This window comes from Haladaptatus sp. T7 (assembly GCF_026008575.1).
In the GTDB taxonomy this organism is placed as follows: domain Archaea; phylum Halobacteriota; class Halobacteria; order Halobacteriales; family Haladaptataceae; genus Haladaptatus; species Haladaptatus paucihalophilus.
Genome location: NZ_BROP01000007.1, coordinates 167,154 through 192,261 on the forward strand (window position 1 = coordinate 167,154; position 25,108 = coordinate 192,261).

The window sequence follows — 25,108 nt, forward strand, 5'->3', positions numbered from 1 at the left end:
GCGGGTATCAGTCCGTCAGGTCGGCGATAATCGTCTCTTCTGTCCCGCGGTTCGGGCCGATTTCCTCCCCCGTACGGTCGGATTCGAGGTGCTCCTCGACTGTTTTGGCGACGGCTTCGGACAGCGGCGTCGATTCCCATCCGAGGGAAGCGAGCTTTTCGGTCGAGACGAGGTGCGGCGTCGGTGCGTAGAGCGGGAAGTCGAGGGGCGACACGTCGTGTTTTGCCAACTCTCGTTCGCTCGCGTGGACCAGTTCGACCTCGGTATCGAGCGCCTCGGCCGCGAGTTCGAGGGACGTACCGAGGGACATCGTTTCGCGGTCGGCGAGGTTATACGCCTCGCCGGGTGTGCCGCGTTCCGCGATGATTCTGAGGGCGCGGGCACCGTCGAGCGCGTAGGCGCGGTGCAGGAGGCTGTCGCCGTCGCCCGGCACGAGAACCCGGTCGTATTCCGCCACGCGGTGGAGCCAGTAGTCGTATCGCTCGGTGTAGTCGTACGGGCCGTAGACGAGCATGGGACGGACGACCATCGCGTTCACGCCGTCCGCGGCGGCGGCAAAACACACGCGGTCGCACTCGGCCTTTCGCGGGCCGTAGCTCTCCATCGATTCGTCGTCGGCTTGTTCTTGGGTGCAGTCGTGAAGCGTCGCGTCCTCGCGCGTCGGAATCGGCTGTTCGGCGTACGCGCTGCCGCTGGAGACGTAGACGTAGGCGTCCGCGTCGGCGAAGATTTCGGTGGCGGCCGCTATCTGCCGGGGATGCATGACGCAGAAGTCGATAACGACGTCCGGTTCGACCTCGTTCCGAGCCGCTTCAAGCGCCTCGCGGTCGTTTCGGTTCCCTTCGAAGTGCGTTACGCCGTCGCGGTCGGCGAACGGAGTTCCGGATTCGCCGCGGGTGAACGTCGTCACCTCGTAGCCGTGGGTCAGCAGTTCCTCGACCGTGTGTCGGCCCATGAACCGCGTTCCGCCGACGAGCAGTGCTCGTGTCATGGGGTCGATGCGGACGAAGGGACGATAAACCTACAGGAACCAGCGTCCGACGTGCGAATGCCACGGTCTTTTATCGCTCTCCCGACTAGCACGATGCATGGCGACCGAATCGGGAACACACGGCTATCGAACCGAACACGGAGAGGACTTCGGGCGGACGTACTTCCGGCAGCTCGGCGACTTCGCCGTTTCGTCCATCGGTATCGGGACGTACCTCGGCGACCCGACCGACGCGGTGGACGAGGACTACTACGACGCGATCACGACGGCGGTCGAAGGAGGTATCAATATGGTCGATACCGCCATCAACTACCGGTGTCAGCGGAGCGAGCGCGTCGTCGGGGAGGCGCTCGCCGACGCCGACGTGGACCGGGATGCCGTCTTCGTCTCGACCAAGGGCGGGTTCGTTCCCTTCGACGGCGAGCGGCCGGACGAACCGGGGAAGTACGTCAAACGCGAGTTCGTGGACACCGGCCTCGTCGATTCGGACGACCTGGTTCGCGGGAGTCACTGTCTCGCGCCGGACTACATCGACGACCAACTGGACCGGTCGCTCGACAACCTCGGACTCGACACCATCGACTGCTACTACGTCCACAACCCGGAAACACAGCTCTACTCCAACTCGCACGAGGAGGTGTACGACCGACTCGAAGCGACGTTCGCCCGACTCGAAGAGCGCGCCACCGCCGGTGACATCCGTCACTACGGCGTGGCGACGTGGAACGCCTTCCGCGTCCCGGAGGGCCACGACGACTATCTCTCGCTCCGCGAGGTCGTCTCCCGCGCTCGAAGCGCCGCGAAAGCCGCCGAGAACACGAGGACCCACTTCCGCGTGATTCAACTTCCGTTCAACGTCGTCATGGCCGACGCGTTCACCGTCGAGTCACAGGACGGTCCCGACGGAAAACAGAGTGCGCTCCGCTTCGCCCACGAGGCGGGGTTGAACGTCGTCACCAGCGCGAGCATCGCGCAAGGAGACCTCGCGGCGGAGATACCGGAGGAAGTCGCCGAACAGCTCGCCGGTGAGACGACCGCACAGCGAGCCATCAACTTCGCGCGGAGCGCGCCCGGCGTAACCAGTTCGCTCGTCGGTGCGAGCACGAGCGAGCACGTTCAGGAGAACCTCGACGCGGGGCGCTTCGACCCGATGGGTGCGAACGCCTTCGATGCCGTTTTCGAGTGAGGGCGTCGAACAGTCCGACCTACAGTACTTTCCACTTGCTATCACAATTCGGACACAAACGAACCGAGTACACCTCGTCCGGGTCGTTTCGCGTTTTCAGCGATTCTCCGCAGTCTGAACACGAGAGACGACCGTACGTGTCCTTCTCGACCTCTCCCTTTCGCAGACCGCTTCGAACTGATTGCATCGAGACAACATACACCACGGAGTGACATATACGCACCGACGAAATCGACCTTCGTCGGGTCGAGGGAAACGATTGTGTTTCTTTTTGATAACAGTTACCATTGTACATACTAAAATCAGGCCAACAAACATTTATTGCTGTTTTTCAAATTGTATATCTTGGATGAATAGAACCCGCCGCCGCCTCCTCCACCTCTCCGGTACCGGTTTAATCGGCTTTCTCGCTGGGTGTTCCAACGACGGCACCGGAGACACGACCGAGCACACGAGTTCCCCGCCCACATCGTCCGGGACGAGCGAATCGACCGCCACGACCGCTTCGACCGAGACGACGACCACGGAACAACCGTCCTCCCTTCACACGAAATACGACAGTCGGAAGCGGTTCGCTTCGCCGGGAACGAGTTTCGAGACGTTCGAAGACCCGGCCCGTTGGCGGTCGTTGGAAGGCGAGATGACGCCGGATTCGAAGACGAAGCACACCGGTTCACAGAGCCTTCGATTGGTCGGTCGGGACGGTCATCACGTCATCATCGAACGCCGGTTGTCCAGGACGATGGATTTCACCGACCGCGACGTGTCGGCCATGATCCGAACGACGACGCCCTCGAAAATCGGCTTCTACGTGTATCTGGTGGACACTGACGGAAACAAAGCCGCGTTGGAACTCCGGGATATCTCCTATCGACCCCCAGACATCGGCTGGTTCCGAACCTGCCCCGGCGTCTTCGAAGCCGACGAAAAACTCGACTTGCGCACCATCGACCGAATACTGCTACAGGTCACCAACGGGACGGCGGACGACGTGAAAGCGTGGGTGGACGACGTGCGATTCCATCCGAAACCCGACAAAGGGTACGTCATCCTCAGTTGGGACGACGGCAAGCGGAGCTACTACGAGAACGCCGCGCCGCTCCACGACGAATACGGTTTCCCCGCCGTGCTCACCCACCCACCGCACCTCGCGGGATTGAAACGCGACGCGTTCATGTCGCTCGAAGAGTTGAAAGAACGGGATTCGAAGGGCGACGAAGTGGTCGCACACGGGAGCAGCCAGTTCCCGTTCTCCGAGACGTCGGCGTCGAAACTCGACGGAATCCTCGAAACACACAAACAGTGGCTCATCGACCACGAGTTTTCGGGTGCGGACTTCATCGTCTATCCCGGAAACAACTTCGACGAGACGGCGCTCGACGTCGTTTCGAACTATCACTACATGGGCGGGATGAACCAGTCGGGGAACGTCAACACGACCGGCGTCTGCGGGTTCGACCCGCTCGTCCTCCCCCGGACCATCGGCAACGATTTGGAGATTTCGAAGACGGTCGTCGATAACGTCGCAACGTATCGGAACTGCGGCATCCTGAACTTTCACGACTTCGAGAGCAGCAACACGATGTCCATCTCGGACTACGGGAAACTCCTCTCGCACATCGACGGAACCACTGGCGTCGAGGTCATCACGTTCTCCGACCTCTGGGGAATGCGAACGAATACCGCACCGTAAGACTCCCTTTGCCCGTTTCGGAAGGTTTGATTACCCTCTCGATAAAGAGATTCGCGTGTCCCGGGGACGTCTCTTTGCATCACTCAGCTCGATGGTCTTTCTGGTCAACTTCGCTCGTGTGATGTTCGCGCCGTTGCTCGAACCGCTCAAACACGAATTCCTCGTCAGTAACGCCACCGTCGGGCTCATCGCCACGCTCGTCTGGCTCGGGAGCGCGCTCCCCCGAATTCCGACTGGATACCTCCTCACCCGAGTCGAGCGCCACCGCGCCGTTCTCGGCGCTGGCATCGTGTTGACCGCCGCCGCCGGATTCACCGCCTTTGCGCCCTCCGTTCCGCTCCTCGCGGTCGGCGCGTTCACGATGGGCGTCTCCAGTGCGGTGTACTTCATCGCCGCGAACCCGCTCGTGAGCGAACTGTACCCCGACCGCGTGGGGCGGGCTATCGGCATCCACGGGACGGCGAGCCAACTCGCGGCCGCCATCGCACCCGTCTTCGTCGGCGTGATGCTGACGGTCGTCGGCTGGCGGGGGGTTCTCAAGTTGCTCGCGGCCGTCGCCGCGGCCGTGACCGTCGTCTTCTTCGTGGTCGCGCGCCGAACCGACCTCCCCGACGCGGGTGCCACCGACCGCGAGTTCGTCACCGCGTTCCGTCGCCAGTGGCCCATCATCTTGAGCGGCGTCGCCATCATCGGCGCGACCGGGTTCGTCTGGAACGGGTTGTTCAACTTCTACCCGAGCTATCTCCACCAGACGAAGGGGCTATCGCCGGAAACCGCCCGCACCCTACTGACGGTCGTCTTCGCGGCGGGCGTCCCCGCGTTCTGGTTCACCGGACGACTTGCCGACAGGTTGCCACACGTCCCGCTCATGTTGTCCATCCTCGGCGGCTTCATCGTCTGTCTCCTCGGACTGACGGCCGCACAGGGTCTCGCGGCCATCGTCGCCGTCTCGCTCGCCCTCGGCTACGTCATCCACAGCCTGTTCCCTGCGCTCGACACCTATCTCCTCGACTCCCTCCCGGACGAGAACCGAGCCAGCGCCTACGCGATGTACAGCGGCCTCGCCATGATCGGGCAGGCCGGGGGAAGTTCGGTCGTCGGCGCGCTGTTGGACGCCGGATACCTCTTCGATACCGTCTTCCGAACGTTCGCCGTCGGCCTGCTGGCGATTCTGGCGGTGCTGTTCGTCCTGCACCGTGCCAACCGACTTCCGGCCACGGCGGTGACGAGCTAACCCCACGGTCAATCACACGCGTCTGCCGACTCCACGTCCTTTTTCTTTCCCCTCACCGAAGCCAACGCCAATGGAGTACGTGCAGGAGCAGGTGACGACGCTCCACGACCTGACCGGCCGGATTCCCGACGCTCCGACCGACCGCACCGCGGTCGTCGTCCCGATGACCGACCGCGAGTTCGAGTCGCGGACGGCCGAACGCGTCCTGTCGGCGCTCGAAACGGTTTCGCCGAACCGCGTCGTCGTTCCGCTCCGCGCGCCGCACGATGCGGTCGGGCCGATGTACGACTGGCTTTCGGCCTTCGACGTGCCGCTCTCCGTCCTCTGGTGTTCCAGTCCGCGCGTCGAGGCGCTGCTCGACGACCACGGGCTGACGGGACCGGCGGGCAAAGGCCGGGACGTGTGGCTGGCCCTCGGCGTCGCTGCGGCCGATTCCGAGTTCGTCGTCTGCCACGACGCCGACACGAAGACCTACGATTCGTCCGTCGTGCCGCGACTGCTCGCCCCGCTCGACCGCGGCTTTTCGTTCACGAAGGGCTACTACGCCCGCGTCGAGGAGAATCGGTTCTACGGTCGGCTGTTTCGCCTGTTCTACGCGCCGCTGGTTCGAACGTTGCGCCGCGCCGACGACGGACGAATCCTCGACTACCTCGCCGCGTTTCGCTACGCGCTGGCTGGCGAGTTCGGCATGACCGCCGACCTCGCCGCGGGCATGCGCGTCGAACGCGACTGGGGCTTGGAGGTCGGCACCCTCGGCGGCGCGTTCGAACACGCCGGATTCGACGGGAGCGCACAGGTGGACCTCGGCCGCTACGAACACGACCACCGCGGCGTGGCCGGACCGGGCGGCCTCTCCACCATGAGCGAGGGCGTCGGCAGTGCCCTCTTTCGCGTCTGTGAGGCCCACGGCGTCACGCCCGAGTACGAAACGCTCCCCGAGCGCTACCGCGACACCGCGCGCCGGTTCGTCCGGCAGTACGCCGCCGACGCCGAGTTCAACGGCCTCGACTACGATTCGGCGGCCGAGCGGGAACAGGTCGAGACGTACGCCGACGCCGTTCGACCCCCGGACGACCACGACCGCCACGCCGTCCTCCCGGCGTGGGACGACACCGACATCGACCGCGGCGAGGTTCTGGAGGCCGCCCGCCCGATACTCTCCGAACGCCGCCACTGACGCGGCGGGATTTCTCATTTTGGACGTGAAATGCCGTGCGGGAGTGGCAAAACTCGAAGTGAAAAACTGCCCCGGCGCGCGCTGGGACGAGCCGGAGGGCACGCCGCCCGGAGGCTCGTGTCGATTTTCGAAGTCTGAGTCAACGATTGAACGAGTGATAAGGGAGGAAAACGACGAGTATTCCCCCACTCGCGTCGTGGCGAGCACACGCTACGCGGTGCTCGCCGTTTTGCTCGTGAAAATACGCCGAGAGGGAGATTTGAACCACCTGAAGACGCTTCCTCACTCGCTTCGCTCGTGAGACTGCCTCTTCCGTCGTTCAAACCCATCAACCGTCATCTCCTCACACGCGACCGAGAGCCGCGACTCTCGGTCGGTTACGTTCGGAGAATGACGCCGAGAGGGAGATTTGAACTCCCGTGTCCGTGAGGACAGCAGATTTCGAATCTGCCGCCTTGGCCGGGCTAGGCTATCTCGGCTCACTTTCCAGTACCGCGTTTTCCGGTTTATGGGTTTCGATTTTCGTCACGCAAACCCAGACGACCACCACATTAAAATCGATGGCCGTTGCGTGATATTTCATGGACGTTACAGACGCGAACACCAAGGCAGATTCCGTCCTCGACGCGATAGGAACTGCCGTCATTGCCGACCGCGAATTCCTCGAAACAGTCCTCCTCGGCGTCATGGCGCAAGGCCACGTTCTCCTGGAGGACGTGCCCGGAACCGGAAAGACCCTCACCGCGCGGAGCTTCGCCTCCGCGCTCGGCCTCTCGTTTAGCCGCGTGCAGTTCACCCCTGACCTCCTCCCGGCCGACGTGACGGGGACGCACGTGTTCAACGAACAGGACCGGGAGTTCGAGTTCAACGAAGGCCCCATCTTCGCCAACGTCGTCCTCGCCGACGAAATCAACCGCGCGCCGCCGAAGACGCAGGCCGCGCTCTTGGAAGCCATGGAGGAACGACAGGTGACGGTGGACGGCGACACCCGAGAACTGCCGAAACCGTTCTTCGTCATCGCCACGCAGAACCCCGTCGAACAGGAGGGGACCTTCCCGCTCCCCGAGGCGCAGGTGGACCGCTTCGCCGTGAAGACCAGCCTCGGCTACCCGGAACTCGACGGCGAAATCGAACTCCTCCGGCGGCGTGCGGCCCGCGACAGCCAGAGCCCGTCCGTCGAAACCGTCCTCGACAACCAACTCGTCACCGACCTCCAATCGGTCCCCGAGACGGTTCGCGTCGAGGAAGACCTGCTCGAATACATGGCTGCCATCGCCCGCGGAACGCGTGACGACCGCCGCGTCGAGGTCGGCGTCTCCCCCCGCGGGACCCAGCGCCTCTTCGAGGCGGCCCGCGCCCGCGCCGCCATGCAGGGCCGCGATTTCGTCACCCCCGACGACGTGAAACGCGTCGCCTTCCCCGTGCTGGCCCACCGCGTCGTCCTCACGCCGGACGCGAAGGTGAACAACGCGCGAAAGGACGAAATCGTCGAGTCGGTGCTGGACAGCGTTCCCGTGCCGACGGTCGAGTAGAAAATAGTTCTTCTTCCGTTTCACGCCCGCAACGCCGACGTGAGCGCCAGGACCGCGATCAGCAGGAACACCAGCGCGGTCACGGGCCTGCCGCCGCTTCCGGCCAGATACATGCCGTAGCCGACGACGCCCGCCGTGATGCCGATGACCGCGCTCGACGCGGCGTGCATGACTTCGAGGGTCTGGGTGTCCGCCTCCCGGCCCAACTGCTCGCCGACGTTGATGGCCTGTTCGCCGAAGTCCCACGCGAGGACGGTCGCTATCGCGCCGGGAATCAGAAGTTCGGGGGGTGCGGCGACGAGGCTTCCCGCCAGAATCCCGAGCAGGAGGACGAAACTGCCGATGGTGACGGAGCGACGGCTTCCCCGGACGACGCCCACGGTGACGAACAGCAGGCCGAGGATGCCGCCGAGCGCGCCGACGCCGCCGAACAGCGCGCTCGCGCCGACCGCGACGGACGCGGCGATGACGGAGAGCAGTTGACTCACCCGCGCTGGCGAGCGGTCGATGGTCCCGTCCCGCATTTCCGTTCCGCTCATCGCGCCCACCGCCTGTTCATCTTCGCCAGCGTTACGCCGAGGGGGTCGTCGGGGTTCCAGTCCACGACCCGAACACCTCCGGCGCGGAGCGACGTGATGCGCTGTGTTCGTTCCGCCTGTGCGAGTCGCTGTCCCGTCGTCTCGTCCGTCGTCGGATTCGGACTGATGACGGTTACGGGGTGGCCCATGGCGTCGAGTCGCCGCGCCACCTCCGGAGCGAACCGGTCACAGAGTGGCGAGAGATATACCACCTGCGCGTCGCTCGGCAACCGCCGCCGAAGCCAGCGCAGTTTCACCGTGGAGTAAAACATCTCGTCCGGCGGCCTCTGGGCGAACGCGGCCGCGTGCGAGAGGAGGTTCCGCGCTTCGGCGCGGTGGGTTTCGCCGGTGCCGGGTGCGAGCCACGCCTCCTCCGGGCCGAGCGCCGCGATGCCGACCCTATCCCCGTTGTCGAGCAGGGCGCTGAACGCGTCCCCGGCGGCGCGGATCGAGTGCTCGACCGCACTCGGGTCCTCCGTCGCGGCCGTCAGGTACGCTTGTTCCCGAACGTCAACGAGGAGCACGACGGTCGCGGTTCGCTCCTCGCGGAACTCGACGGTCGTCAGTTCGCCGGTGCGGGCCTTGCGCTTCCAGTCGATGCGCGAGAGCGGGTCGCCCGGCCGGTAGTCCCGTGTGGCGAAGAATTCGACGCCCGTGCCGCCCTCTCGGGTGGTGACCTGTCCGACGTGTCGAATCGTCTGTTCGCGGAGCGGAACGTCGTCGGCCGTCGATTGAAGTCGGGGTGTGCAGGTGATGGTCGTCTCGTCTTCGAGTTCGAACTCGCGTTCGACAGCGCCGCTGAAGTCTCGGGCGATGGCCTGTGCCGGGCCGAAAACGTGGTCGCCGCGAACCGCTTCGAGGGTGTAACTGAACGTGGCTCGTTTGCCGGGGCGGAGCGCCGTCCCGATTCTGGGCGACCCCGCCGTCACGCGGAGTCCGTCCGGAACGCCGTCCACGATTCTGAGGTCCGGCGCGGTCGTCTCGCCGACGTTCTCGACCGTCACCTCCACGGTCGTTTCGTCTCCGGGTCCGAGAGCCGACTCGGCCACGGTGCGCGTCAACTCGAAGTCGGTCGACGGCGGCGTCGCGGTCCGAGCGTACGCCGCGAAGGCGACGCCGACCACGCCGACGAGGAGCGTGACCGGGCTCTCGGTGAACACGCCGACACCGGCCGCGAGCAGCGCCATGGCGCTCACGCCGTGCCACCGGTTGGTCTCGCGGACGACGTTCATCGTCCCTCCTCCACGTACCGGGCGACGGCACGGGCCGACCGCTGTGCACGGTGTTGGAACGCCGACTCGCTGCCGAACGACTGGCGGAGCCACTCGCGCCACGACCGCCGCGGTGCGGGTTGCCCGGCGACGAACGCGGCGGCCTCGGGGTCGTCCGTCCACTCCCCCGTCTCGATGCGCGTCCGTGCGCCGTCGTCCGAACAGCCTTCGCGCTGAACGATGGCTTCGACCAGCGCGCTTTCGAGTCGTTCCCTGAGTTCCTTCCGCGACCGGAACCGTCGTTTTCGCGGTCCCGAGTGAACCGACCGAAGTCGCTCGTCGAACTCCTGCCCGGGTATCGGAAGCGTCACGTTCGTCTCGGGGTCGCCGGTGTCGGTCCCGTCGATGTCGGTGTGCCGTCGGGACTGGACGACGCGAAGCCCCTGTACGAACGCGAGCAGTCCGACGAACTTCACGAACAGGTCCCGAAGCGGGAAGAGTGTCGCCAACCCGGGCGCGAAGACGACCGCCAGCCCCCATCCGACGGCGAGGACTCCGACCGCCGTAACGACTGACCGAACGTTCATTCGTCGTCCTCCGCGTACGTTCGCTCGATGCGGCGGAGCGCATCGACCGCACGCCGTTCGTGGTCGTCGCTGGCGTCCTGTCCGCCGTACCTGACCTCCTCGAAGACGCTCGTCAGTTCGGTCACGTCGTCACGGGCCATCCCCGCGTCCACGGCGGCCGCGGCGAATTCGCCCGGGGTGCTCGATTCCGGCGAGGAGACGTTCAGATACTCGGTCATCTCGCGCCACGCTCGATACACCTCGTTTTCGACGCTCGATTCGGATTCGATTCGGTCGGCCGCCTCGCCCGCCGCCCGCCCGACGGCCGCGATGTCCTCGTCGCTTTCGTCGAGGGCTTCGACCTCCGGCGTCGTCTCCTCGTCGCCGCTCGAACTCCGAACGAGGAGGGCGACGGCACCGACCAGCGCGACGCCGAGGACGAGGAACATCAGCACCGACGGTGTGGTCACGTTCGTCGCACCGTTTCCGATGCCGCCCGTACCGCCCTTCGGGAGCGAGAAGTTGGTCCGGTTCCCGCCCATGAGTCCACCCGCGCCTTGGAAGGGTGGGGCGGTGCACGCCGTCAACAGCGCGTGTAGGAGCAGTGTCGGGATGCCGACCGGCCCGACTATTGCGAATGCACCGAGAAACCCCGCCTTCCGGTAGGCGAGCGCCACGAGTCCCAGAAACACCGCGAGGATGAGCAGGATGACCGGTCCCGTGTTGAGGACGGGATAGCAGGGGAATTCGAGCGGTATCGCCGGGGCTCCCTCACCGGCCATGCTGGGACTCGATCCGTTCGTCTGGCCACTTCCGACGCCACCGGGACCGCCGCCCAAACCGGTCCCCGACCCGCCGTCCGTCACGGCGGAGTTCAGCGTCGCGGCGGCGAACGCGATGGCGAGGATGCAGAGGAGGGCGATGACGATGACGCGGGCGGTATCTCGTTCCACGGTACCGAGTAGCGGGATTGATAACTTAGGGTTTCTGTCTTCTTTCCGGGACATCGGCGTCCCGGAGGATGACAAGAAATATACAAACCGAAACGAGCGGTCAACTCGATGGATGTCGAGATACACGACGACCGTCTCGCCCGACAGATGGAAGGGGAGGACTTCGTATTGGCCGTCGTCACCGCGACGAAACCCGACTTCTACAAACAAGCGCCCGTCGTCGCGGCGGCCCGCGAGAGAGGCGTCCCGTGTTTCGTCCTCCACACGGGCCAACACTACGACGACCTGCTCGGTCACGGACTCGACGAGTACGACCTCGCGGAGCACATCGCGGTCGACCTGAACGTCCGAGGCGGTCTCTCGCAGAAGTCGGCGGAGTTGCTGACCCGCATCGAGTCGGTCGCCGACGCGCTGGCCGCGTCGTACCCGGACACCACCGTCCTCCCGGTGGTCCACGGCGATACGCTCGCCGCCGGAATCGTCCCGCAGGCGTGGCTGTTCGCCACTAACAGCGGCGTCGCCCACAACGAAGCCGGTCTCCGGAGCATGGCCCCGCCGTTCGAGCGGTACGGGACGCCCGCCGAATTCGTCGAAGAGCAGTGGAACGCGGACTGGGAGTTGAACCGAACGGAACCGTTCCCGGAGCAGTACGACACGTTCGTCGGGTCCGCCGCAGCGACGTACCACTTGGCGCCGACGGCGCTGAACCGCGACCACCTCGTCCGCGAAGGTTATCCCGAGGAAGTACACGGTCGAGAGCGGATTCCGGTCGTAGGTAACTCGGTCGTGGACGCCATCGAAATGAAAAAGGGAGGCGACGGCGAGAGCGTCTTCGACGTCTACCCGATTCTCGAACGCCGCGACGACTGGATTCGCGTGGACGTCCACCGTCGGGCGAACCTCCTTCCCGACCGGTTTCGCGCCATCGTGAACGCGGTTATCGGGCTCGTCGAGGCGGGGTACAACGTCAACTTCGTGGAACTCAACGCCACCAAGACGGCGCTCGAAAACTACGGTCTGCGCGAAAAACTGCTCCGACTCGACGACGACCACGACAACTTCTTCTTCAGCGGTCTCTGGAAGCGTCACGCACACGTCTACGAGTTCCTCGAATCCGGGCAGTGTTTCGCGGAACTGACCGACTCCGGGAGCATGCAGGAGGAACTCAACCACATCGAGGAGGCCGTCTGTCTGACCGCGCGATTCAACACCGACCGTCCCGAGACGGTGTTCGAAGCGAACTCCAACCTCCTCGTACCGCCGATTTCGGGCGAGTTCATGCAGGGGATGGTCGAACACGTTCACGGGAACGACTCGCTCCGCGAGCGAATGCGCTCGGGACCGTCGCTTTACGGCGAAGACGTCGGCGACGAAATCGTCTCGTTCCTCTGGGACCGCCGCGACGAAGACCCGTTCGAGTGGGCGCACGAACGCGCCGGGTTCGACGCCGGACGGCGGGAGTTCGACTATCTGTAACCGAATCGGGGAAGCCGTCCCGCCAGCGTTCACCCCGATTCGACCAAATTCGACGAAACACGCGGCGTAACACAACGGTCAACCGTTATGCCGCGGGCGCTCGTGGCATCGGTATGCGACTCGTGGGGGTGGTCGTCGTGTTACTCGTCTGTGCCGCGCCGGTGGTCGCGATGGTGGCTCCCGGAGGAAACCACGGAGATTCGAGCGCGGCCGAAACCCATCCGCCGGACCCGAGTTCCGACGTCATCGGCTGGGAGAACGGCTACTGGTACAACGAGAGCATCGACGTGAACCAGCGCGACGGATTGTCCGACGCTGAGTTGAAGGCGTACGTGGGGCGGGCGATGGCGCGCGTCGAGTTCATCCGAGACGAGGAGTTCACCCGGTCGGTGGACGTCGAGCCGCTGTCGCGGGAGGAGTATCGGAACCTCGTCCGACAGCAGGCGGCGCGTTCGAACACGCCGCCACAGCGTGCGTGGGAGAATCAGGTGTGGGAGGGGCTGTTCGTCACCGGCGAGCGCGCCGATGCCGCCCGCCAGCAGACCCGACTCTATCAACAGCGCGTCGCGGGGTTTTACGTCCCGGGAGAGGACCGAATCTACGTCATCTCGCACGGCCAGCGCCGCATCGACAACGCGACGCTGGTGCACGAACTCACCCACGCGATACAGGACCAGCACGTCGACCTGTCGTCGTCGGAACTCGAATCGAAGACGATGGACGGCCGCCGCGCCGACGACGGCCTGACGGAGGGCGAAGCGATGTACGTCGAGAAGCGGTACACGAACCGGTGTGGGAAGTCGTGGCAGTGCGTCGCCAAGCCCGATGTCGGGCCGAAGCGGACGCCGTACGGCGGCGGCCCGCTTCCGTCCTACAACCTCGCCATGCAGGTTGCGCTGATTCAGCCCTACTCCGACGGTCCCGCGTACGTCGCCTCGCGGTTCGATTCCGGCGGGTGGAAGGCGGTGACCGAGGAGTATCGAAACCCGCCGGAGTCGTCGAAGGCGGTCATCCACCCCGAGACGCGAACCGACGGTCCCGAACGCCTCCGCCTCGGCGAACAGGCGCGAAACGGCTGGAAGCTCTACGGTAAACGCGGCGTCAACGGGTCACAGACGGTCGGAGAGACCGGCATCTACACCATGTTCTGGTATCAGGGCCGGGCCGAGGGGAACCCCATCATCCGCTGGCGACAGTTCCAGAACCCCGACGAAGGGAAGTTCGACCTGTTCAACTACTCCAGTACGCCGTCAGACGGCTGGGCGAACGACCGACTCTGGCCGTACCACAAGGGGGACAAACGGGGGTACGTCTGGCGAACCAAATGGGAGACGCCCCGTGATGCGACCGAGTTCCGACGAGCGTACCGCGACCTGCTTCGCGGACGGAACGCGACCCGCGTCGGCCCGGACACGTGGCGCATCGAGGACGGGCCGTTCGCCGACGCCTTTCGCATCGACCGCCACGGGCGAACGGTGACCATCGTCAACGGGCCGACGGTCGGCGATTTGGACGACATTCGGCCGAATTCGAAACCGAGCACGAACCGGAAAATGCGGTTCTCGCGGATTCGGTGAGCGGTTACTCCGAGGTAGCGGAGAGCGAGATAGACCCGTTCTCGGTCTCGAACGAGAGGTCGTTCGACCCGTCGCCGAGGACGCCGGTGAACCCCGTCATCGAGAGTTCTTCCGAGGAGAAGTCGAGTCCGCTCGCGTTTAGCGACCCGTTTTTCGTCGTCGCCGAAACAGTCGCGTCGAGGTCGGACGCGAGCGCCGCGTCGATACTGCCGTTCTCGGTTCGAACGTCGGTGTCGCGCGCGACTTCGAGCAGTTTCACGTCGATGCTGCCGTTCTCGGTTCGAACGGCCGCGCTGTCTCCGGCGGTGACCACCGTCGCATCGATGCGTCCGTTCGTGCTCCGTAGCTCTCCGACCGGGACGGAGTTCGGGTAGCGAACCGTCAGCGCCACGCTCACGTCGTCCGCGTCCGCGTGCACGCGCAGGCGGAGTTCGTCCGCCGTCTTCGCGTCCGAAAGGGAGACGTCATCGAGCGAGCCACCCTCTCGGGCGTGAATTTTCATCGTCACATCGACGTCGCTGCCGTCGTGGCGACGAACGTCTATCGACCCGTTTTCGTTCTCGACCGCCAGCCGCGTTCCGCTTTGTACCTGAAACGTCCGGTGCTCGGTCTTATTCGTCTGGTCCGCCGTCGAGAGTCGGGAGACGCACCCGGTGAGGGCGGCCGCGAAACCGCTCGCCAGTCCCGCCGTGAGCGTTCGCCGGTTCATAGGTGGGCAACGACTTCAGAAATACTGTATTTTGGGGTGACACGAAATCCGAGAGATGTCTCTATTCGTCGCTTACTCGAAGGAAAAATCCGATTAGGCTGTCGCCTCGTCGGTACCGGCGGTCGTCGGGAGCGCATCCGTCTCGTCGGCCGCGGTCAACAGTTCGTGGTAGCGGTTGCGAATCGTGACGGTGCTCACGTCGGAGACGTCGCTCACCTCGTCTTGCGTGAGCTTCTCGTCTTCGAGCAGGGCGGCGGCGTACAGCGCCGCGGCGGCGAGGCCGACGGGCGATTTCCCGCTCGTGATACCCGTCTCTTTCGCCGTCTTGAGCAGGTCGTGGGCGCGGCGCTTGGTCTCGTGGGTGAGGTCGAGTTCGCTCTCGAAGCGCGAGAGGTACTGCTCTGGGTCGGCGGGTTTGACGCCGAGGCCGAGTTCGCGGACGATGTAGCGGTAGGTGCGCTTGAATTCCATGCCGTCGATGCGGCTGACGGTGGTCACCTCGTCCATCGTGCGGGGGACGCCGCTCTGGCGCGCCGCGGCGTACAGCGAGGCGGTTGCGACGCCCTCGATGGAGCGCCCCGGCAGGAGGTCCTCGTTCAGCGCGCGGCGGTAGATGACGCTCGCCGTCTCGCGCACGTTCTTCGGGAGGCCGAGCGCGCTGGCCATGCGGTCGATTTCGCCGAGCGCCTGTTTGAGGTTGCGCTCCTTGCTGTCGCGGGTGCGGAAGCGCTCGTCCCACGTTCGGAGGCGCTGCATCTTCTGGCGCTGGCGCGAACTCAACGACCGTCCGTAGGCGTCCTTGTCCTGCCAGCCGATGTTGCTCGACAGCCCCTTGTCGTGCATCATCTTCGTCGTCGGCATCCCGACGCGGGATTTCGAATCGCGTTCGCTGGCGTCGAAGGCGCGCCACTCGGGGCCGTGGTCGATGCCGTCGGCTTCGACGACGAGGCCGCACTGGCTACAGACGGTTTCGGCGTGTTCCGAGTCAGTGACGAGGCTGCCACCGCATTCGGGACAGCGGTGGTCCGCCCGCTCGTCTTCGTGCTCGTGCTCCGTCGCCCGTTCGTCCTCGTGTTCGTTCGTCCGTGCCCGTCGCTTTCGCGTCCGCGGTTGGTTCGAATGCGCTGCGGTCCGCTCGTCCGTCTGCTGGATTTTCGTGCTCGTCATGATGGAATGAGTCGGAACTGACCCTCGGGAGAAACCGGTGGCAAGGGTGCTCCGCTAACCATAGGTAAGTGCGAAACACATATAAATCTATCGCTTGAATTGGCAAGCCTTCGGATAGAGTCTCAAGTAGATGTACTAAATTCAGTATTCTATAGCAACAAAAACCGCATCTCATTAAACTGCTCATAAGAATATATACGGAGTCTCATTCGGAAGGATAGAGATGACGCGACAGACGCGACGGACGTTTCTGGCGACCGCCGGTGCGGTCGGATTTGCAGGCTGTTCCTCGATTGCAGGCAAGGCACCGCTACCGACAGACGAGAACGAGCGAAAGACGCGGCAGGGGGGTGCGTCGAGCGTGCCGGTTCCCCACGATTTCGAAACGCTCGACGAGTGGCGGGCGGTTCCACGGCAGGGGACGCTATCGAAAGCCACCGACGACCCGTATCAGGGGTCACAGTGCGCGCGCGTGACCGGCAGCGACGAGACGAAGGAAGGGCACATCGTGCGGTCGCTTTCGGGTGCCGACCTCCGCGGGACCAACCTCTCGGTGGCCGTCAAGGTGACCAGCCACGATTTCGCCAAAATCGCGGTCCAACTGCACGCTCCGGACGGACGCAACGTCCTCCGTCTGAAACGAACCCTCGTCGGACCGAAAGACCGCTGGGTGCGGCTCAACCTCGGCGTCACCGCCGCGACCGGGAGCCCGGACCTCGCTTCCGTGTCCGACATCCGCATCGTCGGACGGCCGGTGGACACCAACGCGTCCGCACCCATCGAGTTCCTCGTCGACGACCTTCGGACCGTTTCCCGCCCGAAGACGGGCGCGGTGATGTTCACTTTCGACGACAGCCACGCGACCCACTACCGCGCGTTCGAACTGATGCAAAAGTACGACTTCGCGGGCGTCGAAGCCGTCATCCCCGAGAGCATCGGGCACGACGACCGCCTGACCGAGGACCAACTCTCGGAGATGGCGGACGGCGGCTGGGACATATCGGCCCACCCCGACGTGCAGGCTCGCTACTTCCCCGACTACTCCCCCGAAGAGCAGGAGGACCTCCTGAAGCGGACACAGGAGTACCTGCAGTCCCGCGGCTTCGAGGACGGCGCGCGCCACCTCCTCGTCCCGAAAAACGAGGTCGGTCCGAACACCTTCGACCTCGCCCGGAAGTACTACGACACGGTGTTCAGCTTCGGCGCGTCGCCCAACGCCATGCCGTTCGAAAACGAGGACGCCATCGTCTCGCGGGTGAACGGCAAGAACCTCGACGTGACGAAGCGGTACGTGGACAACGCCGCCGAGTACGGGCAACTCGTCGTCCCGCTCTTTCACGAAGTCGGGACGGACGGAGAAATCAGCGAGGCCGACTTCGAATCGCTCCTGCAGTACGTCGAGAAGCAGGACGTGAACGTCATCACCGCCTCCCAACTCATCGACGGCTGACGTCGGTTCGGTTCGTTCATTTCGTTCAAACGCCGGAACGAGGCGATAGCTGAAACGTTGACCGCCACCGCAGGGTCTTAACGCTTCGCGGTCCAACCTCCCCCCATGACCGAGACGGCCACACTCGCGGGCGGATGTTTCTGGTGTCTGGAAGCGGCGTACAAGGAACTCGACGGCGTGCAGTCCGTCACGTCGGGCTACGCCGGTGGGTCGGTCGAGAACCCGACCTACGAAGCGGTCTGCTCCGGCGAGACGGGTCACGCCGAAGTCGTCCAGTTGGAGTACGACCCCGAGACGGTCGGCTACGACGAACTCCTGCAGGTGTTCTTCACCATCCACGACCCGACGACGCTCAACCGGCAAGGCCCCGACGTGGGCACCCAGTATCGCTCCGCGATATTCTACCACGACGACGACCAGAAGGAGGTCGCCGAGGCGTACATCGACGGCCTCGAATCGGAGGGCGCGTTCGAGGACCCCATCGTCACCGACGTCGAACCGCTCTCGGAGTTCTACGAGGCCGAGGACTATCATCAGGACTACTACGAGAAGAACCCCAACGACGCCTACTGCACGATGAACGCCCAGCCGAAAATCCGCAAAGTGCGCGAGAAGTTCGTCGGGAAGGCGAACCAGTAGGTCGGAATCGTCTTCGTTTCACCGTGTTGAGGGATGCCCCAACTGTTTTGCCGGAGTGGGTTGACGACGTGCCAATGCCCGTTCAACCAGACTACGTGAAGAAGGTGGGAGGAATCCTCTTGGAGCGATACCCGGAAGCGTTCACGGACGATTTCGACCGGAACAAGGAGAGCGTGAGCGTCTTGACGAACGTCGATTCGAAGAGCGTTCGGAACCGCATCGCGGGGTACATCACGAGACGCGGCGGGGAACCGCCGCGCACCGTCGAGCGAGAACCGGCGAGCACCGGCGAGTGAGAACCGCCGCGAACGGTCGAACGAATTTTCGGGGGCGCGTCGGCCGAATCACGAGCCGCTGGCCGTTTCGGTTCCGGTTCCGACGGGCGATTCCCAGAGGGTGACCGAGACGAGTCCGACGAGGACGACCGCGCCCACGGCGGCCACCGTGACCAGCGGCGAGTACGCGTCGGCGACGAGACCGCCGAGGAGGACGAGAGGGAGCCTGAGTACCGCGTAGGCCATCGACGCGGCGGAGAGGACGGTCGCCCGGCCGACCGACTCCGAGTGGTCGTTGATGTACTGGTTGACCAGCGGCCGGAGCAGCGTGTTCGACCCGGTTCGGGCGACAAACATGGGGAGGGCGAGGAGCGGGGCGAACACCGGCAGGACGAACGAGACGCAGAGAACCACCGGGACGAACACGGTGGTCGTTCGGAGGCCGACGACCTCCTCTATCGTCCCGGCGTAGTAGCTCACCCCGGCGGAGACGAGCGTGAACCCGGCGTACAGCGGTCCCATGAGTTCGACGGGAAGTCCGAGCGGTCCCGTGGCGATGGGTTGGACGTAACTTTCGACGGCACCGGTCGCGGCGAAAAACAGCGCCACGTAGGTCACGAACGACCGGAGCGGCGGTTTCGAGAGGTGACGGCGGATGACGCGAACCGCGTCGAGCGGCGACAGAACGTCCCTGTCGTCGCCCTCGGCGTACGCACGGTTTCGCGGGAGGGTCAACAGCACGACCACGCCAGCGCCGTTCAGCACGCCGGATGCGAGAAACGGCAGTCGGGGGTCGAGTTCGTACAGCACGCCACCGGCGAGGACCGTGACGACCGTTACCGCTCGGTTGACGGCCATGCCCCGACCGCGAACGCGGGCGAACCGGTCCGTGTCGAGTTCCGCGCGGAGGTAGTCGTAGAGCCACGCGTCGCCGCTCCCGGAGCGGAAGACGAGCGCGAGCGTCCACAGGACGTACAAAAGGGCGAGCGCGGGGAAGGAGCGAGCGACGACGAATCCGAGGATGGAGAGCGTCATGCAGACCGAACTGACGACGAGGCTGTCACGGCGGCCGATGCGGTCGCCGACGTAGCCCGTCGGAATCTCGCCCAGAACGGTCAGCGTCGAGTAGAGCGCACTGAGAAGCGCTATTTGCGTGTAATCGAGGTTTCGGTAGAGGAGAAAGAGGGTGAATATCGGCGAGAAGAACCCGAACGAGACGGTCGCTTGGTAGCAGTAGTACTTGTAGATGGCCGACGAGCGCGACATCGAGTCGGCGTTCGAACGGTCGATAGTAAACGGTTTCCTGAAATCCGTTCCTGTAGAATATGTTTCAATTAGTCCATAGCTTCAGGCGGCTGGAGTCCGTTATTCCCGGTATGCGACTGTACGCCGCGATGCGAAACGGGTTGTTCGTCACCGACGGAGCGGGAACGGCCGCGGTTCGGCTGTCGGACCACGACTTGGAGTGTGTCGCCGCGACGGGCGAACGGGTCTTCAGTGGCACGTTCGACGCCGGTCTCTTCCGGAGCGAGGACGGCGGCGAGTCGTTCCAGTCGGTCGGCGAGGAGACCATCCGCGAGTCGGTGATGTCGCTCGCCATCGACCCCACCGACCCGGACACCGTGTGGGTCGGCACGGAACCGAGCGCCGTCTACCGAAGCACGGACGGCGGCGACTCGTGGGAGCGCCGCGAGGGGCTGACGGACCTGCCGTCGGAACCGAACTGGTCGTTCCCGCCCCGTCCGCACACCCATCACGTCCGGTGGATAGAACCCGACCCGTACGACCCGAACCACCTCTACGTCGGTATCGAGGCGGGGGCGCTCGTCCAAACCTACGACGCGGGCGAGACGTGGGAGGACAAGGTACCGACCGCTCGCGTGGACAACCACTCGCTCGCCACCCATCCCGACGCGCCGGGGCAGGTCTGGTCCGCCGCGGGGGACGGCTACGCCGAATCGGAGAACGGCGGCGAGACGTGGGAGTACCCGCAGGAGGGACTCGACCGCCGGTACTGTTGGAGCGTCGCGCTCGCGCCGGACGACCCGAATACCGTCCTCCTCTCCAGCGCGACGGGGCCGCGAACCGCCCACAACGTCGATTCTGCGGACTCCATCGTCTCCCGGAAGCGGGACGGCGAACCGTGGGAGCGGTTGGACGGCCTCCCGACCGGCGAGGGCGTCACCCGGGCCGTCTTCGAATCGGGCACCGCCGACGGGGAGTTGTACGCCGTCAACAACCGCGGCCTCTTCCGAACCGAGGACGCCGGGACGACGTGGCGAGAAGTGGTCGCGGAGTGGCCGACCGAATTCGAACGGACGACGGCGCGCGGATTGGCGGTCGTGGACGACCGCTGATTACGATACGCAGTTCGTCGCCACCCGCCGGTCGAGGAAGTCGGCGACGAGTTCCATCGAGCGAATCTTCTGCTCGATGTCGTTCGTGCCGTGCCCCTCCTCGCCGAGCTCCTCGTACTCGAAGTCGCCGTCCTCTCCCTCCTCGAAGCCGGCTTCGTCCAGCGCGTCGCGGAACAGTCTGGCCTGCGAAACCGGCACCCGGTGGTCGTTGACGCCGTGGACCATCAGGAGCGGCGAATCGAGGTTTTCGGTGTACTCGATGGGGCTTCGCTCGCGGTACAGGTCGTGGTTCTCGTCGGGGTCGCCCATGTACTTCTCCATCAGGCCGGTTTGGAAGTGCGGCATCGTGTTCTCGTACATGTCGTGGAGGTCGGTGACGCCGACCCACGCGATGCCCGCGGTGTACAGTTCCGGGTACCGAACCATCTGCCAGTAGGCGCTGTAGCCGCCGTAGGAGCCGCCGTACACGACGATTTCGTCCTCGTCTATCCAGTCCTTGTCGCGGAGCCAACGGACGCCCTCGGCGACGTCCGCCTGTTCGGCACCGCCCCAGTCGCCGATGAGACTGTCCTTGAACTCGCGTCCGCGGCCCGTCGACCCACGATAGTTGATTTCCAGCACGGTGTAGCCCCGGTTCAGGAAGAACTGGGTCCGTCGTTTGAAGTTCCGCTGGTCCTGTACCGGCGGGCCGCCGTGAACCTTCACGACCGCCTTGGACGGGCGTTCGCCGGAATCGTACAACAGGCCGCCGATGTCGGTGCCGTCGTGCGACTCGAACGTGATGTACTCCGCGTCGACGAACGACTCGGGGTCGATGTCGCCGTAAACCGGTTCGAGAAGCGTTTCGGTCTCGCCCGTTTCGAGGTCGTAGACGAGCAGCGCGGGCCGCTGTGTCGGCGTCGTCCCTTCGACGAGCACGCGACCGTCGCCGAGGAATGCGGAGTCGCTGTACAGCGGGAACGACGCGACGCCCGTGGGGAGATCGAGTTCCGTCGCGGTCCCGTCGAAGTCGTACACCAACGGAACGACGGCGGCGTCACGCTTTCGGAGCGCGAGGAAGCCGCTTCCGTCCGGGAGGAACGCGGCGCCGTCCTCGACGTACTCGCCGTCGCCGAACCACTCGACGGATTCGGATTCGAAATCGTAGACGCCGCTTCGGGTCTTGTCCGCCGCGTTATCCGAGACGAGCAGTTTCGTTCCGTCCGCCGACCAGTCCTCGAAGTGCGTTTCGCTCCCGTCGATGCCGAGTTCGAGATTCCGTGGGTTCGACCCGTCGGCGTCGGCCACGTACACGTCCATGTTGGTCAAATCGTCCGACTCGTTGGACATGTAGACCATCCGGTCCCCGTCGGGACCGTACGACGCGTGGAAGACGCCCAACTCGTACTCCGCGAGTTGCTCGCTCGTTTCCGTCTCGCGGTCGTAGCGGTAGAGGTTCATCTGTCCGTCGGCGCTGCTCACGTAGAGCAGTTTCCCGTCGTCGATATCGGTGAGGATACACTGCCCGGAGTCCTCGACGACCGGCGCGGCGTTCCCGTCGAGGTCTAACTCCCAAATGTCGTGTTGCTCGTCGCCCGCGTCGTCCAGATGGTAGTAGATGCGCTCGCCGTCCGGTGCCCACCCGAACGGCTGGCTCACGTTCCGCGGCACCTCGCCGTCGCTCACCTGCCGCATTTCGCCCGTTTCCACGTCGATAACGTGGAGTTCGTTGCGGCCGGTGCTGTCGTAGTAGACGGCGACCCGCTCGCCGTCGGGTGATGCCGCCGGATGGCTGAACACCGGGAGGCGTGCGAGGGATTCGAGGGAAAAATCTCCTGTCATCGAGTCCGAATACCAACAGTCAAAGTATCAACCTTTCCAGAACGCCATTTCAGTAGTATATCTTATGTTTTCGGCGCTACAATCGCGGAATCGGCGACCGTGCTGCAACGAGCGCTCGAACCATCGCGCGAGAAAAATCAGGTGCCGACGCCATCGAGACGCCGCACGCGGCCACCGAATCGGTGACTCGTGACTGCGGTTATTCGAGGTCGAAGCGGTCGAGCTTCATCACTTTGTCCCACGTGTCGACGAAGTCCCGGACGAACTTCTCCTCGCCGTCGTCCGCTCCGTAGACTTCCGAGACGGCACGGAGTCGGGAGTTCGATCCGAAGATGAGGTCGAAGCGGGTCGCCTCCCACTCGACGTCGCCCGTTTCGCGGTCGCGGAGCTCGAAGACCTGCTCGTCGTCGGAGACCGGCACCCACTCGTGGTCCATTCCGAGCAGGTTCTCGAAGAAGTCGTTGGTCAGCGTCTCCGGTTCGTCGGTGAAGACGCCGAGGTCGCTGTCCTCGTAGTTCGCGCCCAGCGTGCGCATGCCGCCGACCAGCACCGTCATCTCGGGCACCGTCAGGGTCAGTAGCTCGGCCTTGTCTATCAGTTCCTCCTCCACCGGACGGTCGAGGTCGTCCCCGAGGTAGTTGCGGAATCCGTCCGCGTCCGGTTCGAGCACTTCGAAGGAATCGACGTCGGTCTGCTCCTGCGTGGCGTCCGTCCGGCCCGGTTCGAACGGAACTTCCACGTCGTAGCCGGCGTCCGCGGCCGCCTCCTCGACGGCCGCGTTACCGCCCAGCACGATCAGGTCGGCGAGCGACACCTTCGTGTCGTCGGAGCGCGAACTGTTGAAGTCCTCCTGAATACCCTCCAAGGTCGTCAGCACGCTCTCCAACTCGTCCGGCTCGTTGACCTCCCAGCTCTTCTGCGGTTCGAGACCGATGCGGGCCCCGTTCGCGCCGCCGCGCTTGTCGCTGTGGCGGAACGTCGACGCGGACGCCCAGGCGGTCTTGACCAGTTGAGAGACGGAGAGATCGGAGTCGAGAATCTCTTGCTTGAGTTCGGCGATTTCGTCCTCTCCGATCAGGTCGTAGTCGGCGTCGGGAACGGGGTCCTGCCAGACCATCGTCTCGTCCGGAACCTCGGGACCGAGGAACCGCTCCGGCGGGCCCATGTCGCGGTGGATGAGTTTGTACCACGCCTTTGCGAAGGACTCCTGGAACTCGTCCGGGTTGTCCTGGAAGCGCTCCAGAATATCCCGGTAGTCCGGGTCCTTCTTGAGCGCGACGTCGGTCGTGAGCATCATCGGGTCGACCGACTCGTCGGGCTTGTGGGCGTCTGGGACGGTATCCTCTGCCTCCTCATCGACCGGCCGCCACTGCCACGCGCCGCCGGGACCCTTGTGGGCCTCCCACTCGTAGTCGAGCAGGTTGTTGATGTAGCCCATGTCCCACTTGGTCGGTGCGCTGGTCCACGGTCCCTCGATGCCGCTGGTGATGGTGTCGGGACCCTTGCCCTCACCGAACTCGTTCTCCCAGCCGAGGCCCTGCTCTTCGATGGGAGCGGCCTCGGGCTCGGGACCGAGGTTGTCACCGGAGTCGGCACCGTGGACCTTCCCGAAGGTGTGCCCGCCAGCGATGAGCGCGACCGTCTCCTCGTCGTTCATCGCCATGTGGCTGAAGGTGTCGCGGATGTTCCTCGCCGACCCTTCGAGGTCCGGTTCGCCGTTCGGACCCTCCGGGTTCACGTAGATAAGGCCCATCACGGTGTTCCCGAGCGGGTCTTCGAGGTGACCCTCCTCGTCGAATCGGTCGGAGGACGTCTTCTCCCACTCGGTTTCGGGACCCCAGTTGACCGCATCGTCGGGCTCGTAGTCGTCCTCTCGGCCGCCGGCGAAGCCGAAGGTCTCGAAGCCCATCGATTCGAGGGCGACGTTCCCGGCGAGGACGATCAGGTCGCCCCACGAGAGCTTGCGGCCGTACTTCTGTTTAACCGGCCAGAGAAGACGGCGAGCCTTGTCGAGGTTGACGTTGTCCGGCCAGCTGTTGATCGGCGGAAGGCGCTGCCGTCCGCCGGACGCGCCGCCGCGGCCGTCCTTGGTGCGGTACGTCCCGGCGCTGTGCCACGCCATCCGAATGAACAGCGGCCCGTAGTGCCCGTAGTCGGCAGGCCACCAGTCCTGCGAGGTCGTCATCACTTCTTCGATGTCCGCCTTCACGGCGTCGAGGTCGAGCGACTCGAACGCCTCGGCGTAATCGAACTCCTCGTCCATCGGGCCGACGTCCCGTGCGTTCTGGTCGAGGAGCTCTACCTTCAGGTGCTCCGGCCACCAGTCGTGGTCGTCACCGAGCGTCATCGGGAGACCTCCTGCGTCTCCTCGCGGTCGAACGCCTCGACGTTCTCCTGCTCGTAATCGGGTTCTGCCATGCCGTGTTTGGGTGTATCCTCGGACATTAACAGGATCTCCTGTACGTAGAATATAAGAGGTATTGTTTATAAATTTGCCGCTTATGTTTCCTATTCTC

The 25,108-nt window shown here is 64.7% G+C and carries 23 protein-coding genes and 1 tRNA gene; 12 read left to right on the forward strand and 12 right to left on the reverse strand.

Features of this window, described 5'->3' with window-relative positions; all coding sequences use genetic code 11:
* Positions 1-7: 7 nt before the first annotated feature.
* Entirely contained in the window at positions 8-991 is a 984-nt protein-coding gene (locus tag OPC11_RS18075; protein ID WP_264782853.1) for an NAD-dependent epimerase/dehydratase family protein, read from the reverse strand.
* A gap of 97 nt (positions 992-1,088) precedes the next feature.
* Here OPC11_RS18075 and OPC11_RS18080 point away from each other — a divergent pair, with 97 nt between their 5' ends.
* Complete coding sequence (locus OPC11_RS18080; protein WP_264782854.1) at positions 1,089-2,177, forward strand: aldo/keto reductase; 1,089 nt, start codon at positions 1,089-1,091, stop codon at positions 2,175-2,177.
* 19 nt (positions 2,178-2,196) lie between these two features.
* Here OPC11_RS18080 and OPC11_RS22110 read toward each other — a convergent pair whose 3' ends face one another.
* On the reverse strand, positions 2,197-2,472 hold the full coding sequence (locus OPC11_RS22110; RefSeq protein WP_306421033.1) for an HVO_0758 family zinc finger protein: 276 nt from the start codon (positions 2,470-2,472) through the stop codon (positions 2,197-2,199).
* 54 nt (positions 2,473-2,526) lie between these two features.
* Here OPC11_RS22110 and OPC11_RS18085 point away from each other — a divergent pair, with 54 nt between their 5' ends.
* From OPC11_RS18085 to OPC11_RS18100, 4 genes are all read left to right on the forward strand, one after another.
* Complete coding sequence (locus tag OPC11_RS18085; RefSeq protein ID WP_264782855.1) at positions 2,527-3,870, forward strand: polysaccharide deacetylase family protein; 1,344 nt, start codon at positions 2,527-2,529, stop codon at positions 3,868-3,870.
* A gap of 55 nt (positions 3,871-3,925) precedes the next feature.
* Positions 3,926-5,104 (forward strand): MFS transporter, encoded by a 1,179-nt coding sequence (locus OPC11_RS18090; RefSeq protein WP_232423818.1) that lies wholly within the window; start codon positions 3,926-3,928, stop codon positions 5,102-5,104.
* Positions 5,105-5,174: 70 nt separating this feature from the next.
* Positions 5,175-6,281 carry a glycosyl transferase family 2 gene (locus OPC11_RS18095; RefSeq protein ID WP_264782856.1) on the forward strand — a complete coding sequence of 369 codons (1,107 nt, stop codon included), beginning with the start codon at positions 5,175-5,177 and terminating at the stop codon, positions 6,279-6,281.
* Between the two features lie 43 nt (positions 6,282-6,324).
* The gene (locus OPC11_RS18100; RefSeq protein WP_264782857.1) at positions 6,325-6,582 is read left to right on the forward strand and encodes a hypothetical protein; all 258 of its coding nucleotides are present in this window, start codon (positions 6,325-6,327) and stop codon (positions 6,580-6,582) included.
* Between the two features lie 93 nt (positions 6,583-6,675).
* Here OPC11_RS18100 and OPC11_RS18105 read toward each other — a convergent pair.
* Positions 6,676-6,760, reverse strand: a tRNA-Ser gene (locus OPC11_RS18105).
* 102 nt (positions 6,761-6,862) lie between these two features.
* On the opposite strand from OPC11_RS18105, the gene OPC11_RS18110 reads away from it, so the two are divergent.
* Positions 6,863-7,813: a MoxR family ATPase gene (locus tag OPC11_RS18110; protein WP_007981778.1), complete on the forward strand. Its 951-nt coding sequence runs from the start codon at positions 6,863-6,865 to the stop codon at positions 7,811-7,813.
* A gap of 20 nt (positions 7,814-7,833) precedes the next feature.
* Here the strand turns inward: OPC11_RS18110 and OPC11_RS18115 are convergent, their stop codons facing one another.
* The 4 genes from OPC11_RS18115 to OPC11_RS18130 are packed head-to-tail and all read right to left on the reverse strand — an operon-like array spanning position 7,834 to position 11,121.
* The gene (locus OPC11_RS18115; protein ID WP_232423819.1) at positions 7,834-8,352 is read right to left on the reverse strand and encodes a hypothetical protein; all 519 of its coding nucleotides are present in this window, start codon (positions 8,350-8,352) and stop codon (positions 7,834-7,836) included.
* Entirely contained in the window at positions 8,349-9,623 is a 1,275-nt protein-coding gene (locus OPC11_RS18120; RefSeq protein ID WP_264782858.1) for a DUF58 domain-containing protein, read from the reverse strand. The genes OPC11_RS18115 and OPC11_RS18120 overlap by 4 nt, the downstream gene beginning before the upstream one ends.
* Complete coding sequence (locus tag OPC11_RS18125) at positions 9,620-10,189, reverse strand: hypothetical protein (protein WP_264782859.1); 570 nt, start codon at positions 10,187-10,189, stop codon at positions 9,620-9,622. Before OPC11_RS18125 ends, OPC11_RS18120 begins: the two co-directional genes overlap by 4 nt.
* Positions 10,186-11,121 (reverse strand): DUF4129 domain-containing protein, encoded by a 936-nt coding sequence (locus tag OPC11_RS18130; RefSeq protein WP_264782860.1) that lies wholly within the window; start codon positions 11,119-11,121, stop codon positions 10,186-10,188. The genes OPC11_RS18125 and OPC11_RS18130 overlap by 4 nt, the downstream gene beginning before the upstream one ends.
* A gap of 108 nt (positions 11,122-11,229) precedes the next feature.
* Between OPC11_RS18130 and OPC11_RS18135 the strand changes: the two genes are divergently transcribed.
* Complete coding sequence (locus tag OPC11_RS18135; protein WP_264782861.1) at positions 11,230-12,597, forward strand: UDP-N-acetylglucosamine 2-epimerase; 1,368 nt, start codon at positions 11,230-11,232, stop codon at positions 12,595-12,597.
* Positions 12,598-12,710: 113 nt separating this feature from the next.
* A complete protein-coding gene (locus tag OPC11_RS18140) occupies positions 12,711-14,174 on the forward strand; it encodes an Hvo_1808 family surface protein (protein ID WP_264782862.1) in 1,464 nt (487 codons plus the stop codon).
* Between the two features lie 4 nt (positions 14,175-14,178).
* Here the strand turns inward: OPC11_RS18140 and OPC11_RS18145 are convergent, their stop codons facing one another.
* Together OPC11_RS18145 and OPC11_RS18150 are read right to left on the reverse strand one after the other, a co-directional pair.
* On the reverse strand, positions 14,179-14,883 hold the full coding sequence (locus tag OPC11_RS18145; RefSeq protein WP_007981771.1) for a DUF4097 family beta strand repeat-containing protein: 705 nt from the start codon (positions 14,881-14,883) through the stop codon (positions 14,179-14,181).
* A 93-nt stretch (positions 14,884-14,976) separates the two neighbouring features.
* Complete coding sequence (locus tag OPC11_RS18150; RefSeq protein WP_264782863.1) at positions 14,977-16,050, reverse strand: transcription initiation factor IIB; 1,074 nt, start codon at positions 16,048-16,050, stop codon at positions 14,977-14,979.
* Between the two features lie 223 nt (positions 16,051-16,273).
* Between OPC11_RS18150 and OPC11_RS18155 the strand changes: the two genes are divergently transcribed.
* The 3 genes from OPC11_RS18155 to OPC11_RS18165 all read left to right on the forward strand — a co-directional run bounded on the left by OPC11_RS18155 (position 16,274) and on the right by OPC11_RS18165 (position 18,435).
* Positions 16,274-17,500, forward strand: coding sequence for a polysaccharide deacetylase family protein (locus OPC11_RS18155; protein WP_264782864.1), 1,227 nt, complete (start codon positions 16,274-16,276; stop codon positions 17,498-17,500).
* 105 nt (positions 17,501-17,605) lie between these two features.
* Complete coding sequence (msrA, locus tag OPC11_RS18160) at positions 17,606-18,139, forward strand: peptide-methionine (S)-S-oxide reductase MsrA (protein WP_264782865.1); 534 nt, start codon at positions 17,606-17,608, stop codon at positions 18,137-18,139.
* A gap of 74 nt (positions 18,140-18,213) precedes the next feature.
* The gene (locus OPC11_RS18165) at positions 18,214-18,435 is read left to right on the forward strand and encodes a 30S ribosomal protein S17e (RefSeq protein ID WP_264782866.1); all 222 of its coding nucleotides are present in this window, start codon (positions 18,214-18,216) and stop codon (positions 18,433-18,435) included.
* Between the two features lie 48 nt (positions 18,436-18,483).
* Here OPC11_RS18165 and OPC11_RS18170 read toward each other — a convergent pair whose 3' ends face one another.
* Positions 18,484-19,680, reverse strand: a complete 1,197-nt coding sequence (locus tag OPC11_RS18170; protein WP_264782867.1) for an MFS transporter — start codon at positions 19,678-19,680, stop codon at positions 18,484-18,486.
* 110 nt (positions 19,681-19,790) lie between these two features.
* On the opposite strand from OPC11_RS18170, the gene OPC11_RS18175 reads away from it, so the two are divergent.
* Entirely contained in the window at positions 19,791-20,771 is a 981-nt protein-coding gene (locus tag OPC11_RS18175; protein ID WP_264782868.1) for a hypothetical protein, read from the forward strand.
* Here OPC11_RS18175 and OPC11_RS18180 read toward each other — a convergent pair whose 3' ends face one another.
* Positions 20,772-22,592, reverse strand: a complete 1,821-nt coding sequence (locus OPC11_RS18180) for a prolyl oligopeptidase family serine peptidase (RefSeq protein ID WP_264782869.1) — start codon at positions 22,590-22,592, stop codon at positions 20,772-20,774.
* Positions 22,593-22,791: 199 nt separating this feature from the next.
* Complete coding sequence (katG, locus tag OPC11_RS18185; protein ID WP_264782870.1) at positions 22,792-24,939, reverse strand: catalase/peroxidase HPI; 2,148 nt, start codon at positions 24,937-24,939, stop codon at positions 22,792-22,794.
* Between the last annotated feature and the right edge of the window lie 169 nt (positions 24,940-25,108).